The organism is Solwaraspora sp. WMMA2056 (genome assembly GCF_030345095.1).
Lineage (GTDB): Bacteria > Actinomycetota > Actinomycetes > Mycobacteriales > Micromonosporaceae > Micromonospora_E.
In genome coordinates, this window is sequence record NZ_CP128360.1 from 417,255 (window position 1) to 430,225 (window position 12,971).

A 12,971-nucleotide genomic window follows, 5' to 3' on the forward strand; every position below is an offset into this window, starting at 1 on the left:
ACTCAGTCCTCATCCTGAACGATCAGGCTGGATAATGCCGGACGCGCGAGGGTCTTCGATTCAACTCGGGACGATACATACCGCCCCAGGAGATCTTCGATGTACGCAGTTCGCAGGGCAACGAAATCATCGATCCGGCGAGCCCGCAGAGCCTCCGCAGCTTCAGCAGTTATGCCGTGACTTTCTAGTATTTTAGACGGCTCGAATCCCGTCGGGTATCCAGCGTTACGCGGCCAAAACCCACGCGCACCCACGTGTCCGCGCCGTTTAGGCACCAGTTCAGTAACCGCCCCTACACCCTGCTCCTCCAACCGAGCGCCGATGTCGATCGGCCGCCCGTCCAAGTCCAGTGGGTGCAAGGAAGCCAGTGCCAACATAGCCAGCCTCGCTGGAGACGACTCAGTACGGAATGGATGCAGTCTCAAGTTGTAGGAATCCTCGTCCACGACGCTGGAGATCAAGCCGAGGGCAGCGCGGTCTTCGACCGGGGCTAGGTCGGGCTTCCCCTTCTTTGGGTTGACACTGTAGATCGCCTGACGCAACGCCGGCGTCTGTCCTTGCCGACCAAAACCATGGACCCATCCACGCCACAGCCACCGGCCTAGAAGCCGCTGAGTCCAGGAATCTGGCTCAGGGTGGAGATGAAAGAATGCGGCTAGCACGGGGAGTGGGAGAGTAGAGGGCATCAGCAATAGGTGAGGGATCCCCTGCTTCCGCAAGAAGGTGATTGCCAGTGTCAGAGCCTGCTCGGTTTTCTCGTACCATTCTGCGGCATTTTCGCCGCTATCAAATTCGTCGCGTAGATCGCGCTGAATGTTGCCACCCCTCAGCGCAATAAGGCTTTGAACAACGCGGTCGGAATCAACGATTCCGAACCCTAGACGACTGAGGGCTTCGGTTACAGTCTGAGGGCTGCCCGGCTCCGCTTCGCTCGCGAACAATGCGTGGAAGACGTCGGCCCGCCCGATGGGCTTACCGGCCGAGTTGACTCGGTCGAAGATTTTACGGAGAAGATAATCATCATCGCCGGAAACTATGTATGCAGGTACCTGATAATCGCGCAGAGCGCCCCCTAGAGCATCCGCTGCGTCATAGTCGTCCGGTTCAAGGTCGTCGACATGCTCTCTTAGCCAGGAAAGCAAGGACCTGCTGTCGACTGCCCTGTGCACCGGCAGCCAAGTGGGTGGCACAGAACTACCGCCTGTCGCAAATCGCCCTCGCCTTAGATCAAAAAATACCTCAAAGCGTTTATCGACATTGCGGTGAGTCGGATTCAGGGCACCGACGAGGGATGTAATACGCTGCTGCCCATCAACAACCCACAAAGCGTCAGTCCGCTCGCGGACAGCGATAGAAAGCGGGCCAAATTCGACCGCACCGGCCGCCGCGCTCTTTTGCCAAAGAAGTAGCGTGCCTATTGGAAAGCCTCGCCACAGACTATCGAATAAATCCAGTACGTCTTTTTCGTCCCATACGAAGCTTCGCTGAAAGCGAGGAATCCGTAATTGACCCTTCAAGCCCTGGTCAACAAGGTCAGGAACGTAAAAATTGGTCGACCGGGGTCGGTTTAGCTGCTCGGCCGATTGAGTCATCCCATTCCTCTCAATTTGCGCTGAAGACCCTCCGTCTTGGCATGAGACGCAACCAGCATACGCGCGCCTTAGCCAGAAGCTGGCCGACGCCGCTCTCACTGGCCACTCGCGCGGCCCAGGCGGCGCGTCTGAAGCCCTGCCTGCCCGCTCGTTCGGTCGCCGAGGGTCACTCGGAGTCTTGTAGCCGCTCGAACGGGCCAAGGCGCTGTCTCAGTTCCGTCTCATTCATGTACGAACCCGGCCGGCCCCGTTCAGTGAGCGCTGCCTCCCTAGGAGCTGCCTCCCTAGGAGAGGACGCGAGTGGCGTTCAGCGTACGCGTGTCAGCAGACCTGGAAAGTGGGTTGGGTTCACACCCTCACGAGTTCGAATCTCGTATCCTCCGCTCTCTGAGCAGCCGCAACGCCGCTGGCCGGTCCATCACGGAACCGGCCAGCGGCGTTCGTAGGACTCTAGTTCTCAGCTCGGCGTCCGGCTCGGCTGCCGGGTCAGATCACAGTCTCGCCGGTACGCGGTAGCCGAGCCGCTGGCCGTAGGTCATCAGCGGACGCAGGGTCGGAGTGAGCACCGTCGGCTCCGACGACCAGCGGTGACCCCGGTTGCCCTCCAATCTCCGATGCCGCGCCGCCGACCGCTCCTGGGCCAGCCTCGCCAGCCGCTTCGACGCCGCCGACCGCCCGTCCCGCCACTCCCGCCACCGCAACACCAGCTCACGAAGCATCTCGACGATCACTGCACTCTCCACTTCACGGTCGTTGTTCGCGCCGGGGCAGCCGGTAGAGCCCTCGGCGTTGCACGAACATCTCTCGCCGCTCGGCGGCGTCCCCGAACCTGTCGATCACGTACCCGGTCACCCACGCCCAGCCTTCGTACGTCGGCTTCCGGTCGACCGAGATGACCCGGAACCTCAGTGCCCGGTCACCGGCGAACTGCACGCTGGCCTCACGGCCGACCACCAGGACGTCGCCCGGCTTCGGCTCCGGTGTGCGGAGCAGCCGGCTACCCGCCACACCGATCCGCCATCGGGTACGTCGCACACCCGCAGACCGGACACCACCGCGACTTCACCTTGAACGACCACAACGACCACATCCCGGCGCAGAAGCCGAGCAACGCCGTCCCGAACAGCGCACCGATACTCCACATCGATGGATTCCTTTCAGATGGACGACTTCGAGCGGTCACGCGTCATCAGTCGTCAAGCGACGCCGGCTCACCACCGTTGGCCTCCCACCGAGCCAGGATCTCGGCGAGAATCCGCCGGGCACCGACCTCGCCGTGCTCGGCCTTCAAGTCCTCGTAGCTCCACCGCAGCGTGAGAACCATGTCGGCCGCCTCATCGGTCACGCACTCACGGGTGACGTCGGCGTCGTCTGTGCTCGGCTCCGATTCAGCCCAGAGATCTTCATCCATCGACGTCATGCCTCAAGAGTGACCCACAACCATCAAACATGTCAATGGTAGCAACGGGTGCAAGTTGCTGCCATTGCTAACCTTGACACCGTAGCGTTCTCTGCATGAGACTGGTGGCTTTGAGCGAGATCCAGGCGCTCATGGGCGGCATCAGCCGTCAGCGCACCCAGACCATCGTCAACCGGCCAGACTTTCCGAAACCACTCGATACGCTCACCGTCGGCCGTATCTGGGCACGCGAAGAAGTCGTCGCCTGGATCAAACAGAACCGACCGTTCCAAGAAGAAGCGCTGTAGCGATTCCTGACGTACCTTGGTCGGCCGTGCGCTGACGTCTGACAGCGCACCATGATCCACAGCGCTCCAGCTGACCGGGCCCCGGCGTGTCGGGTCGAAGAGACGCTGTGGATCACGGCTCGGAGCCGGCAGAGTTGATCGCAGGGTCAGCGAGGCGACGCGCTGGGCGGGTCAGGTAGGGGCTCCTCCGCTGTGGCCGAGACACCCGCCTCCGGTTCCACCGGCACCGCCGGGTCCGCCGACGGAGAGATGTCGATCGCCGGCCCACCGGGGACCGAGGACGGCACGCGCGGCGAGACGGGTACGGCCAGGGTCGGCGGGTGGTCCGGTGCCGGGGTGAACGTCGGGGCCGGCGTGGCAGGTACCGGCGGCTCCGGTACGGCGGTCGGCGACGAGTAGCCCGGCACGATCGGAGGAGCCTCGTGCCGACCGGACGACAACGCGTTCACCGTACCGATGCCCAGGGTGACGACCACGAGCACGGCCGGCCCACTGCCGGCCGTCGTGGCGATCCGACGGCGGCGGCGCGCCTGCTGCCCGGCGGCGATCAGAGCTTGCGGTGTCAGCCGGTGCGGCGGCGCTGCGGCCGCCCAGACCTCGATGAACGCCGAGGTCAAGTCGGACTCGTTCACAGGCTTCGCCCCCTATGGCCACGTCGTCGGGCAGAAGTTCACGCATCCGCTACAGCCCGCGGGCGCACTGGCTCTTCACCGTGCCGACCGAGCAGCCCAGTGCTTCGGCGGTCTCGACCAGGCTCAGGTCCTCCCAGTAACACGACGGGCTTCTTCGACAAAGTGGCCTCCTCGACGGTCGGACCGCCGGCTGCCGGCCCCTTCCACCCTTTCCCCACACGGTTGCGGCCCCGGGGTTGCACGTCGTGCCGGAATCGTCATCGCGCAGGAACCGCAACCTCGAAGACGTCGACGGCGGCGCGACGGCCGTAGCGTGACGGCGTGCGCGTGTACGACATGGTGGTGCGCGAACGGCAGGCGCTCGCCGGGACCCTCGGCCGGCTCACCCCCGACCAACTCCGTACGCCGAGTCTGTGCGCCGGGTGGACCATGCACGACGTCGCCGCGCACCTGACCACCTACCTGAGGTTCGGGCAGGTCAAGCTCTATCTGGGGATCGTAGCCACGGCCGCCGACATCGATCGGATCAACGTGACGCTCACCCGCTGGGCCGCCCGACGGCCGATCGCCGAGCTCGTCGATACGCTGCACCGGCGGGCCGGGGCACGCACAACGATTCCCCGTTCCGGCTTCGATCCGGTGCTCACCGACGCCGTACTGCACGACCTGGACATCCGCCGGCCGTTGGGGATCCCCCGGGACGCGCCCGAGGAGTCCCGCTGGGTGGCCTTCCACCATCTGGCGCACCATCCGGCCCTGGGTTACTCGCGTGGGCCGCAGCTTCGCGGGCTGGAGCTGACCGCCACCGACACCGGGTGGCGAATCGGGCGGGGTGCCCCGGTACGCGGCCCGGCGGAGGCGCTGCTGCTGACCATGAGTGGCCGCGACGCCGGCTGGGACGAGCTCGACGGCGACGGCGTACCGGTCCTGCGTGCCCGGGTCCTCGGTGACCGGCCCAAGTTCCATCCGGTCCGTCGGCTGGCGATGGCCGGCCAGGTCCTGATCGACCCACCGCCGGCGGACCGGCGGGCCCGGGCGGCGGTCGCGCCGCCGCTCACCCCTGGCTGAACCGGGCCAACGGCTCGACCAGTTCACGCTCCTCGTACGACAGGTGCGACAGCAGGGTGTCGGTCAGCAGGTCGACGGCGGCCTGCACCTCGCCGATCCGGTCCGGTTCGCTGACCAGGGCGACCAACGCCCGGTCGACCCGCTCCAGCACGTCGTGGATCACGTGGTGCTCCTCGGCGAGCCGGTCGACCACCGGCGCCAGGCCGGGGTCGGCGCGGCGCAGCTGCGGCAGCATGCTGATGTCCTCGATGGTGTGGTGGGTGGTGACCACCCGGCAGTACGACTCGCAGTAGGCGCCGAGCGTCCAGTTGTTCTGCCGCATCGTCATCGTGTTGATGTGGGCGCGGGCGCCGCCGGCGCTGATGCTGCCAGCGGCGACCTGGCCGATCAGGTCCCGCACCGTCCGCAACTCGCTGCGCAGATGATCGTGTACGTCGATCAGGTGCTGGCCGGCCGCCCGCTGGGCGGGGCTGTACCGCAGGGTCGGGTCGGGCGCGGGTGCGGTCGGCCGGGTCGACTCGTCCCAGAGGCGCTCGCCGCTGAGCCGTACCCCGTCGTCCGGGGTCGGGGTGATCCCGGCGGCGGCCGCAGCCGCCGACGCGGCCGGGCTGCTCACGGCCGGGGCCGGCGCTTCCGCCGGAGCCATCGTGGCGGCCGGGGCCGGACTGCTCGCCGCCGGGGCTGCGGCGGCGGACCGGCCGGCGGCGACCAGGTCGCGCACCGCCGGGGCCACCTCGGCGGCGAACCGCCGGATCATGTCCGGGTCGTCGCTGGTCAGGATGTATCCGCTGACGCCGTCCCGCAGGGTCAGCTCGGCCAACTGCTCGGCCCAGTCCGCCGGCGACCCGGTGAGGAAGTCGCTGCCCCGGCCGAAGGATCCGGCGATGTTGTAGAGCCGGCGGACGGCGGCCGGGTCGCGGCCGGCGTCGTGGGCCGCGTCGTCGATCACCGCGTTCATCGCCGGCAGTTGCTCCAGCGGCGCGTACGGGCTGCTCGGCAGCCAGCCGTCGGCGAGCCGGCCGGTGACGGTCAGCATCCGCTTTTTGTACGCGCCCAGCCAGATGCCGATGTCGTGGGCGGGTGCCGGCCCGGGATGGACACCCCGGACCTGGTGGTGGGTGCCGTCGACCTTCACCGATCCGCCGTCGACCGCCCAGATCCCCCGGATGATCGCGATGGCCTCCTCCAGCGCCTGGACGCTCTGCCCGGGGGTGAGTCGGCCGCCGCCCATCGCGGCGATGGCGTCCCAGAACGCGCCCGCGCCCAAGCCCAGCTCGACCCGGCCGCCGGTCAGCAGGTCCAGGGTGGCCGCGCTGCGGGCCAGTACGGCGGGTTGGCGCAACGGCAGGTTGGCCACGTTCGGCGCGACCCGTACCCGGTTGGTGCGGGCGGCGATCACCGACAGCAGCGTCCAGGTGTCCAGGAACCGGGCCTGGTACGGGTGGTCCTGCACGGTCACCAGGTCGAGGCCGACCTCTTCGGTGAGTTGGGCCAGCGCCACCACCTGGTCGGCCTGTGCGGCGACCGGTGTGACGAACGTACCGAACAGCAGATCGTGCCCGTAGTCGGTCATTTTCTCGCCCCCCTCGATCCGCGACAGGATCGTCCTGCGGAACGGTCGACGCGGCCGGGACCTGCCCGACAGTGGCCAGGATCACCAGTCCGGCTGACCGCCAGTGGGCGTCAGCCGAGGAGCAGCGACACCGCGAGGACCACCATCACCACGGCGATCGACGCGTCCAGCACCCGCCACGCGACCGGGCGGGCGAGCAACGGCGCCAACCAGCGGGCACCGAGACCCAGCCCGGCGAACCACAGCAGGCTCGCCGCCGCCGCCCCTGTGCCGAACGCCCACCGGCTCGGGTACTGCTGGGCGACCGCGCCGACCAGCACCACCGTGTCCAGGTAGACGTGCGGGTTGAGCAGGGTGAACGCCAGGCAGGTCAGCAGTGTGGCGCGCAGCGTCGCCGGCGGCCGGTCCAGTGGGGTGAGGTCGCCGGGCCGCAGGGCGCGCCGGGCGGCGAGCGCCGCGTAGCCGAGCAGGAACGCCGCGCCGCCCCAGCGGACGGCCGTCAGGATCGCGGGGGCCGCGGTCAGCACCGCGCCGAGGCCGGCGATGCCGGCGGCCATCAGGACCGCGTCGGTTGTCGCGCAGGTAAGCACGACCGGCAGTACGTGTTCCCGGCGCAGCCCTTGGCGCAGCACGAACGCGTTCTGCGCCCCGATGGCGACGATCAGCGCGAGGGAGAGGCCGAACCCGGCGAACACGGAACCCATGTGGCGAACGCTAGGGCGGCGACGTCCTGCACTCCAGCTAAAGTTTCTTCCGTACGGTGAATCTCGCTTATGTTAGGTCTGCTCATGCCACTCGACCCGGTCCAGCTCGCGACCTTCCAGGCGGTCGTGGCGCACGGCAGCTTCGACACGGCCGCACAGGTCCTGCACGTCACACCGTCGGCGGTCAGCCAACGCATCAAGGCGCTGGAGCAGGTCGTCGGTCAGGTCCTCGTCCAGCGGACCCGACCGTGCGCGCCGACCGCCGCCGGGCTGCCCCTGGTCCGCCTCGGCGGCCAGATCGCGCTGCTGGAGCACGAGGCGCTGCGCGCCGCACGCGGCGTACTCGACGGGCCGTCCCGCACCCGGGTAGCCGTCGTCGTCAACGCCGATTCCCTCGCCGGCTGGTTCCTGCCGGTCCTCACCACCCTGCCCGACGTGATCTTCGAAGTGCACACCGACGACGAGGGGCACACCGCGCAGCTGTTGCGCGCCGGGACGGTGATGGCGGCGGTCACCACCGAACGGGTCGCCGTCCAGGGCTGCCGGGTGCACCGGCTCGGCGCGATGCGCTACCTCGCCGTCGCCGCGCCCGACCGGTACCCGGTGTGGTTCGCCGACGGCGACCTCACCACGGCGTTCGCGACCGCCCCGATGCTCCGGTTCAACCGCAAGGACACCCTGCAGCACCGCTTCGTCCGCGCCGTCACCGGCCGCGACCTCGACCCACCGACGCACTCGGTGCCGGCGTCGGCCAGTTTCACCGAGGCGATCCGACTCGGCCTCGGCTGGGGCCTCGTCCCCGAGGACATCGCCCGGCCCGACATCGCCGCCGGCCGGCTGGTCGAGGTCGCCGCCGGACACCACATCGACGTGCCGCTGTACTGGCAGTACTGGCGTCTGGAGTCCACAGTGCTGTCGGCGCTCACGGCGGCGGTCCGGGCCGCCGCCGGCACCGCACTGCACTGACGGCCCGCACCGACCTCGCCCGATCGCGGTCAGGTCTCCTCAGCGGCAGGATGCGGCGAGCCGACTATCCATAGTGGTAACGGCAGGAGATGATCGTGACCTCGCCCGGCTCGACGGCGTACACCAGGCGATGCTCGTCGTCGATACGACGCGACCGGAGTCCGGCGAGGTTGTTCCGGAGCAACTCGGGCTTGCCGATGCCCGGCCCGTCGGGGTCTCGTTTGATGTCGGAGATCAGCGCGTTGATCCGCTTGAGGGTCTTGCGGTCCTGGGTCTGCCAGTACAGGTAGTCGTCCCAGGCGTGGTCCGTCCAGCTCAGCTTCACTCTTCGGGGCCCAGATCGCGTTCCCGGGCCTTACCCGCGCGCCACTGCTCGACACTCTCCACGAGACGCTTCGCGTTGGCGGGGGATCGAAGCAGGTAGTTGGTTTCCATGATCGAATCCCAGTCTTCCTTGCTGACCAGGACCGCGTTGCCGCGCTTGGAGACGATCTCCACCGGCGTGTGGTCCTCGTTGACCCGCTCGATGAGCGGGAACAGGGTCTTGCGCGCCTCGCTCGCGGTGATCGCCTCGGTCATGGCACCCCCAAACTCGTACCGTAAATGGTACCAGTCATTGCACTGAGACCAGGACTGAGACCGACAGGCAAAACGCCCGGCTGGTCCTCCTGGACTGCCGGACGTTTTGCCTGTTCAGTGGCGGTGGCGGCGGGATTTGAACCCGCGGAGGGCGTGAACCCTCACACGCTTTCGAGGCGTGCTCCTTAGGCCACTCGGACACACCACCGCCGAGAAGGGTACCCGACGAGCGGTGGCGACGTCGCGGCGGTATCCGCCCGCACCGGAGCGGTCCCGACCCCACCTGGCAGGATCATGGACATGAGCACGCACATCGGAGCCAGCCCCGGCGACATCGCCGAGCGGGTCCTCATGCCGGGTGACCCGTTACGCGCCAAGTGGATCGCCGAGAACTTCCTCACGGACGCCACCTGCTACTCGACCGTACGGGGAATGCTCGGCTTCACCGGCACCTACGCCGGCACGCCGGTCTCCGTCCAGGGTTCCGGCATGGGCATGCCGTCGGCGTCGATCTACGCCCACGAGCTGATCAACGACTACGGGGTGAAGACCCTGATCCGGGTCGGCTCCTGCGGCGCGCTCACCGACGACCTGCAGCTGCGGGACGTGATCGCCGCCAACGGCTCGGCCACCGACTCGAACATGAACCGGGTGCGGTTCGCCGGCCTGGTCGACTACGCCCCGGTCGCCGACTTCGGGCTGCTGCGTACGGCGGTCGACGTGGCGGCCCGGCACGGCGTCGCGATGCGGGTCGGGCCGGTGCTCGCCGCCGACGCCTTCTACACCGACCGGCCGGACCTGTACGACACCCTCGCCGACTACGGGGTCCTGGCGGTCGAGATGGAGTCGGCCGCGCTGTACACCATCGCCGCCCGGTTCCGGGCCCGCGCGCTGACCATTCTCACGGTCAGCGACCACATCCGGACCGGCGACAAGACCAGCGCCGAGGACCGCGAGCAGACCTTCAGCGAAATGGTACGGATCGCACTCGACACCGTCGTCGCCTGAGCGTCGCCGTCACCCCTACCGACCGAGGTACGCCGCCGCCAGGGGTACGGCCGCCGCCGCGAGTTCGCGGGCACCCGTACGTCAGCGGAAGAACGCCCGCAGCGCGGCGGCGCACTCGTCGGCGAGGACCCCGCCGTACACCGCCGGCCGGTGGTTGACCCGCCGGTCCCGGACCACGTCCCACAGGGAGCCGAGCGCCCCGGTCTTCGGCTCCCACGCGCCGAAGACCACGGTGGCGACCCGGGCCAGCACCAACGCTCCGGCGCACATCGTGCACGGCTCCAGGGTGACCACCAGGGTGCAGCCGTCCAGCCGCCATTCGCCGCGTCGGGCGGCGGCCCGCCGCAACGCGAGGATCTCGGCGTGGGCCGTCGGGTCGCCGGTCAGTTCACGTTCGTTGCGCCCGGTCGCCAGTTCGATGCCGTGGGCGTCGTAGACGACCGCCCCGACAGGCACATCGGCCGCGCCGACCGGCGGCGGTTCGGCCGCGGCGACCGCCAGCGCCCGCCGCATCCACCGCTCGTGCTGCGGGTCGCGGTGGCGTCGCGCGGCCGGCACGGTGCTCCCCGGACCGGTCACGCCTCGCGCAGTTCCTCGATCTCGTCGCCGCAGCCGAGGGTCTGGCAGACCTCTGCCGTCACGTCGGCCGGCAGCATCCCGTCCCGGGAGCAGAGCGCCAGCAGCCGGCGGGCGGACACCCCGAGGTCGGCGAGCAGGTCGGCGTCGCCGACCGGCTCCGCGTCCGGGTCGGCGACCGGCTCCTCGTCGTCCTCCTCGTCGGCCAGGGCGTCCACGTCGTCGTCGAAGTCGGCCAGTGGGTCACCGGCGGCGTACCCGCCGGCACCGCCACCGGGCGACGGGGCGACGCCACCGGCGACCGTGCCCCCGCCGGCGGCGGCACCGACCACGACCGGTTCCAGATCGACCTCGACCGCAGGTGTCCGGATGTCGCCGATCAGCAGCGCCCCCAGCCGGGACTCGTCGGCGAACGCCGCGTCCGAGCTGAAGATCCGCAGGTCCTCGCCCTCGTCAAGGCGCATGATCACCAGGTAGCAGTCGTCCGATTCGACGAACAGCAGTGACACCTCGGCGTCCGGGTCGACCTCGCGGAGCCGGTCGACCACCTCGTCGATGTCGGCGACCCCGCCGAGGTCCAGTTCGGCACCTGACCAACCGGCCGGGCCGCGTACGGCAGCGGCAGCAAAGTAGGGCACGGTCCCCCCAATGGTCCCTGCGGTGACCTTCCGGCGTCGTTCGCCGCCGTCGGTAACCGCCGAATCAGTCGTCAGGATGACGGTATCGGGTCAGGTCGGTCGTTGACCCCACAACGCCCCGAACACCCCTGACGTGCAGGGACGGGTGTGCGACAGCCGTCGGGAAAGTCAGTTGACCAGTCGGCGTGCGGCGATCAGCTCGCGCAGCTGCTGGTCCCGCACCCGGCGGGGGCGCTCCCGGTCGCGGGCGATCTTCGCGCCGGCGAGTTCGGCGAGGATCTGCAAGCGACGGCGGTGCCGCTGCGGGTCGAGCCGATGCCCAGTGTTGGCCATGCCGCCGAGCGTGCCGACCGGTACGGCGTTCGTCAAGCCCGCAATTCGGCCGCCCGGATCACCACAGCGGCCAACTGCCGGTGGCGGCCCAGTGAGTGGCGATCGCCACAGTTGCGATGCTCCAGCCCGCCGACGTCGCCAGGGCGACACCGGTGGCGACGCCCCGGTCACCGATCCAGGCCAGCAGGACCGCGACCCCCCAGGCGACCGCCCCGCCGGCCAGCGTCGTCAGGGCGTAGCTGCGCAGATCCGTACCGAGCAGCCCGGTCAGCAGCAGCCAGAGGGCGGTGGCGAGCGCACCGGCGGCGATGGCCCCCGGCCGCACCGGATGCGGTTCCCGGTACGTCGGCCGTGGTGGCGGCATCGGCGGAAGCGGCGACGGCCAGTGGGGCGACGGCCAGTTGATCGGGTGGTCCCGCATCTGCCTCGCTCCTTCGTCCGCCCCGCCCGCTGCACCGACCGGCCGTCTGCCGCCCCGCACGCTTGAGGACCGTGTCCTGCCGCGCGCCGGTTGTCCTGCCGACAGCGTACCGACGACGGCTGCCCGGCCGACCCCGACGGCGATGTGGCAGAGTCACCGCGTGCGTCTGGCGGTCATCGGGTTGGGGCTCATCGGCGGCTCCGCGCTGCGCGCGTTCGCTGCGGCCGGCCATCGGGTGTTCGGCTACGACGCCGACCCGGCCACCCGGGCGACCGCCCGGACGGCGGCGGCCCGGGCCGCGACCGGGGCCCGGTGGCAGGTGTCACCGACGGTGCGGGACGCGGTCACCGACGCCGACCTGGTGCTGCTGGCGGTGCCGTTGCCCGCGCTGGGCCAGGTGCTCGACCAGGTCGCGGCGGTCGGCTACACCGGGCTGGTGACCGACGTGACGTCGGTCAAGGAGCCGGTACGCCAGCTCGTCGACCGGCATCTGCACCGTCTGCACGACCGTACGGCCGGTTTCGTCGGCGGCCACCCGATGGCCGGCCGGGAGACCTCCGGATTCACCGCCGCCGACCCGGAGTTGTTCACCGGCTGCTCCTGGGTGCTCTGCCTGGAACCTCAGGTCACCGCGATCGACGACTGGTTGACCGTCGCGGCGGCGGTCACCGGGCTCGGTGCCCGGGTCGTGCCGGCCACCGCCGGTGAGCACGACCGGGCGGTCGCCGCCATCAGTCACGTACCGCATCTGCTGGCCTCGGCGCTGGCCGCCACCGCCGTGACGGACCCGCTGGCCTGGTCGCTGGCGGCGGGATCCTTCCGCGACGGCACCCGGGTCGCCGCCAGCCGCCCCGAGCTGGTCGCGGCGATGTGCGGCGGCAACGCGGCGGCCGTGCGGTCGGCGTTGGACGAGGTGCTGGCGGCGTTGTCGGTGGCCCGGGCGGCGTTGGACGCCGCCGAGCCGATCCCGGCGCTGGTGCCGTGGTTGTCGACGGGCAACGCGGCGCGCACCGACTGGCCGCCGACCCCGGGGCGTCCGTTGGAGCTGCCGGCCCAGCCCGACGCCCTGCTGCGGCTGGGTCGGGCCGGCGGGTGGGTGAGCGCGGTCGCCGACGACCGCCGTACGGTGACCGCGGTTCGGCCGGCGCCGGCCGAACCGACGGACTGAGAAACG

Annotated in this window: 18 protein-coding genes, 1 tRNA gene and 1 pseudogene; 5 read left to right on the top strand and 15 right to left on the bottom strand. The window is 69.6% G+C overall.

Annotated elements, in window-relative coordinates:
• Positions 1-2: 2 nt before the first annotated feature.
• The 4 genes from O7608_RS02060 to O7608_RS02075 all read right to left on the bottom strand — a co-directional run bounded on the left by O7608_RS02060 (position 3) and on the right by O7608_RS02075 (position 3,012).
• A complete protein-coding gene (locus O7608_RS02060; protein ID WP_289208371.1) occupies positions 3-1,592 on the bottom strand; it encodes a DUF262 domain-containing protein in 1,590 nt (529 codons plus the stop codon).
• Between the two features lie 491 nt (positions 1,593-2,083).
• On the bottom strand, positions 2,084-2,335 hold the full coding sequence (locus O7608_RS02065; RefSeq protein WP_289208372.1) for a hypothetical protein: 252 nt from the start codon (positions 2,333-2,335) through the stop codon (positions 2,084-2,086).
• Between the two features lies 1 nt (position 2,336).
• Positions 2,337-2,627, bottom strand: a complete 291-nt coding sequence (locus O7608_RS02070) for a hypothetical protein (RefSeq protein WP_289208373.1) — start codon at positions 2,625-2,627, stop codon at positions 2,337-2,339.
• Between the two features lie 154 nt (positions 2,628-2,781).
• Positions 2,782-3,012, bottom strand: a complete 231-nt coding sequence (locus O7608_RS02075; RefSeq protein ID WP_289208374.1) for a hypothetical protein — start codon at positions 3,010-3,012, stop codon at positions 2,782-2,784.
• 95 nt (positions 3,013-3,107) lie between these two features.
• Between O7608_RS02075 and O7608_RS02080 the strand changes: the two genes are divergently transcribed.
• A complete protein-coding gene (locus O7608_RS02080; protein ID WP_289208375.1) occupies positions 3,108-3,299 on the top strand; it encodes a hypothetical protein in 192 nt (63 codons plus the stop codon).
• Between the two features lie 146 nt (positions 3,300-3,445).
• Here the strand turns inward: O7608_RS02080 and O7608_RS02085 are convergent, their stop codons facing one another.
• Both O7608_RS02085 and O7608_RS02090 read right to left on the bottom strand, forming a co-directional pair.
• Positions 3,446-3,931, bottom strand: a complete 486-nt coding sequence (locus O7608_RS02085) for a hypothetical protein (RefSeq protein WP_289208376.1) — start codon at positions 3,929-3,931, stop codon at positions 3,446-3,448.
• A gap of 49 nt (positions 3,932-3,980) precedes the next feature.
• Positions 3,981-4,070 (bottom strand): annotated as a pseudogene (locus tag O7608_RS02090) (sigma factor-like helix-turn-helix DNA-binding protein); the annotation flags it as partial.
• A 182-nt stretch (positions 4,071-4,252) separates the two neighbouring features.
• Here O7608_RS02090 and O7608_RS02095 point away from each other — a divergent pair.
• Complete coding sequence (locus tag O7608_RS02095; RefSeq protein ID WP_289208377.1) at positions 4,253-4,999, top strand: maleylpyruvate isomerase family mycothiol-dependent enzyme; 747 nt, start codon at positions 4,253-4,255, stop codon at positions 4,997-4,999.
• Here the strand turns inward: O7608_RS02095 and O7608_RS02100 are convergent.
• Positions 4,986-6,572 carry an LLM class flavin-dependent oxidoreductase gene (locus tag O7608_RS02100; RefSeq protein ID WP_289208378.1) on the bottom strand — a complete coding sequence of 529 codons (1,587 nt, stop codon included), beginning with the start codon at positions 6,570-6,572 and terminating at the stop codon, positions 4,986-4,988. The genes O7608_RS02095 and O7608_RS02100 overlap by 14 nt on opposite strands.
• 110 nt (positions 6,573-6,682) lie before the next feature.
• Positions 6,683-7,276, bottom strand: coding sequence for a LysE/ArgO family amino acid transporter (locus O7608_RS02105; protein ID WP_289208379.1), 594 nt, complete (start codon positions 7,274-7,276; stop codon positions 6,683-6,685).
• An 84-nt stretch (positions 7,277-7,360) separates the two neighbouring features.
• Here O7608_RS02105 and O7608_RS02110 point away from each other — a divergent pair, with 84 nt between their 5' ends.
• The gene (locus tag O7608_RS02110) at positions 7,361-8,242 is read left to right on the top strand and encodes a LysR family transcriptional regulator ArgP (protein WP_289208380.1); all 882 of its coding nucleotides are present in this window, start codon (positions 7,361-7,363) and stop codon (positions 8,240-8,242) included.
• A 64-nt stretch (positions 8,243-8,306) separates the two neighbouring features.
• Here O7608_RS02110 and O7608_RS02115 read toward each other — a convergent pair whose 3' ends face one another.
• From O7608_RS02115 to O7608_RS02125, 3 genes are all read right to left on the bottom strand, one after another.
• Positions 8,307-8,567 carry a Txe/YoeB family addiction module toxin gene (locus tag O7608_RS02115; RefSeq protein WP_289208381.1) on the bottom strand — a complete coding sequence of 87 codons (261 nt, stop codon included), beginning with the start codon at positions 8,565-8,567 and terminating at the stop codon, positions 8,307-8,309.
• Entirely contained in the window at positions 8,564-8,821 is a 258-nt protein-coding gene (locus O7608_RS02120) for a type II toxin-antitoxin system Phd/YefM family antitoxin (RefSeq protein ID WP_289208382.1), read from the bottom strand. Before O7608_RS02120 ends, O7608_RS02115 begins: the two co-directional genes overlap by 4 nt.
• A 118-nt stretch (positions 8,822-8,939) precedes the next feature.
• Positions 8,940-9,029, bottom strand: a tRNA-Ser gene (locus tag O7608_RS02125).
• A gap of 92 nt (positions 9,030-9,121) precedes the next feature.
• Here O7608_RS02125 and deoD point away from each other — a divergent pair.
• Entirely contained in the window at positions 9,122-9,829 is a 708-nt protein-coding gene (deoD, locus tag O7608_RS02130; protein WP_289208383.1) for a purine-nucleoside phosphorylase, read from the top strand.
• An 81-nt stretch (positions 9,830-9,910) separates the two neighbouring features.
• Here the strand turns inward: deoD and O7608_RS02135 are convergent, their stop codons facing one another.
• The 4 genes from O7608_RS02135 to O7608_RS02150 form a co-directional block, all read right to left on the bottom strand.
• On the bottom strand, positions 9,911-10,408 hold the full coding sequence (locus O7608_RS02135) for a nucleoside deaminase (protein WP_289208384.1): 498 nt from the start codon (positions 10,406-10,408) through the stop codon (positions 9,911-9,913).
• A complete protein-coding gene (locus tag O7608_RS02140; RefSeq protein WP_289208385.1) occupies positions 10,405-11,043 on the bottom strand; it encodes a tRNA adenosine deaminase-associated protein in 639 nt (212 codons plus the stop codon). Before O7608_RS02140 ends, O7608_RS02135 begins: the two co-directional genes overlap by 4 nt.
• Positions 11,044-11,211: 168 nt before the next feature.
• On the bottom strand, positions 11,212-11,376 hold the full coding sequence (locus O7608_RS02145; RefSeq protein WP_289208386.1) for a hypothetical protein: 165 nt from the start codon (positions 11,374-11,376) through the stop codon (positions 11,212-11,214).
• 58 nt (positions 11,377-11,434) lie between these two features.
• Positions 11,435-11,797 (bottom strand): hypothetical protein, encoded by a 363-nt coding sequence (locus O7608_RS02150; RefSeq protein WP_289208387.1) that lies wholly within the window; start codon positions 11,795-11,797, stop codon positions 11,435-11,437.
• A gap of 142 nt (positions 11,798-11,939) precedes the next feature.
• Here O7608_RS02150 and O7608_RS02155 point away from each other — a divergent pair, with 142 nt between their 5' ends.
• Positions 11,940-12,965: a prephenate dehydrogenase gene (locus O7608_RS02155; protein ID WP_421358126.1), complete on the top strand. Its 1,026-nt coding sequence runs from the start codon at positions 11,940-11,942 to the stop codon at positions 12,963-12,965.
• Positions 12,966-12,971: the final 6 nt, after the last annotated feature.

Bases quoted from the DNA above. Each gene is read 5' to 3' on its own strand.
- O7608_RS02060 (WP_289208371.1), bottom strand. From the start codon at position 1,592: ATGACTCAATCGGCCGAGCAGCTAAACCGACCCCGGTCGACCAATTTT.
- O7608_RS02075 (WP_289208374.1), bottom strand. From the start codon at position 3,012: ATGACGTCGATGGATGAAGATCTCTGGGCTGAATCGGAGCCGAGCACA.
- O7608_RS02080 (WP_289208375.1), top strand. From the start codon at position 3,108: ATGAGACTGGTGGCTTTGAGCGAGATCCAGGCGCTCATGGGCGGCATC.
- O7608_RS02100 (WP_289208378.1), bottom strand. From the start codon at position 6,572: ATGACCGACTACGGGCACGATCTGCTGTTCGGTACGTTCGTCACACCG.
- O7608_RS02105 (WP_289208379.1), bottom strand. From the start codon at position 7,276: ATGGGTTCCGTGTTCGCCGGGTTCGGCCTCTCCCTCGCGCTGATCGTC.
- O7608_RS02110 (WP_289208380.1), top strand. From the start codon at position 7,361: ATGCCACTCGACCCGGTCCAGCTCGCGACCTTCCAGGCGGTCGTGGCG.
- O7608_RS02120 (WP_289208382.1), bottom strand. From the start codon at position 8,821: ATGACCGAGGCGATCACCGCGAGCGAGGCGCGCAAGACCCTGTTCCCG.
- deoD (WP_289208383.1), top strand. From the start codon at position 9,122: ATGAGCACGCACATCGGAGCCAGCCCCGGCGACATCGCCGAGCGGGTC.
- O7608_RS02145 (WP_289208386.1), bottom strand. From the start codon at position 11,376: ATGGCCAACACTGGGCATCGGCTCGACCCGCAGCGGCACCGCCGTCGC.
- O7608_RS02150 (WP_289208387.1), bottom strand. From the start codon at position 11,797: ATGCGGGACCACCCGATCAACTGGCCGTCGCCCCACTGGCCGTCGCCG.
- O7608_RS02155 (WP_421358126.1), top strand. From the start codon at position 11,940: ATGTGGCAGAGTCACCGCGTGCGTCTGGCGGTCATCGGGTTGGGGCTC.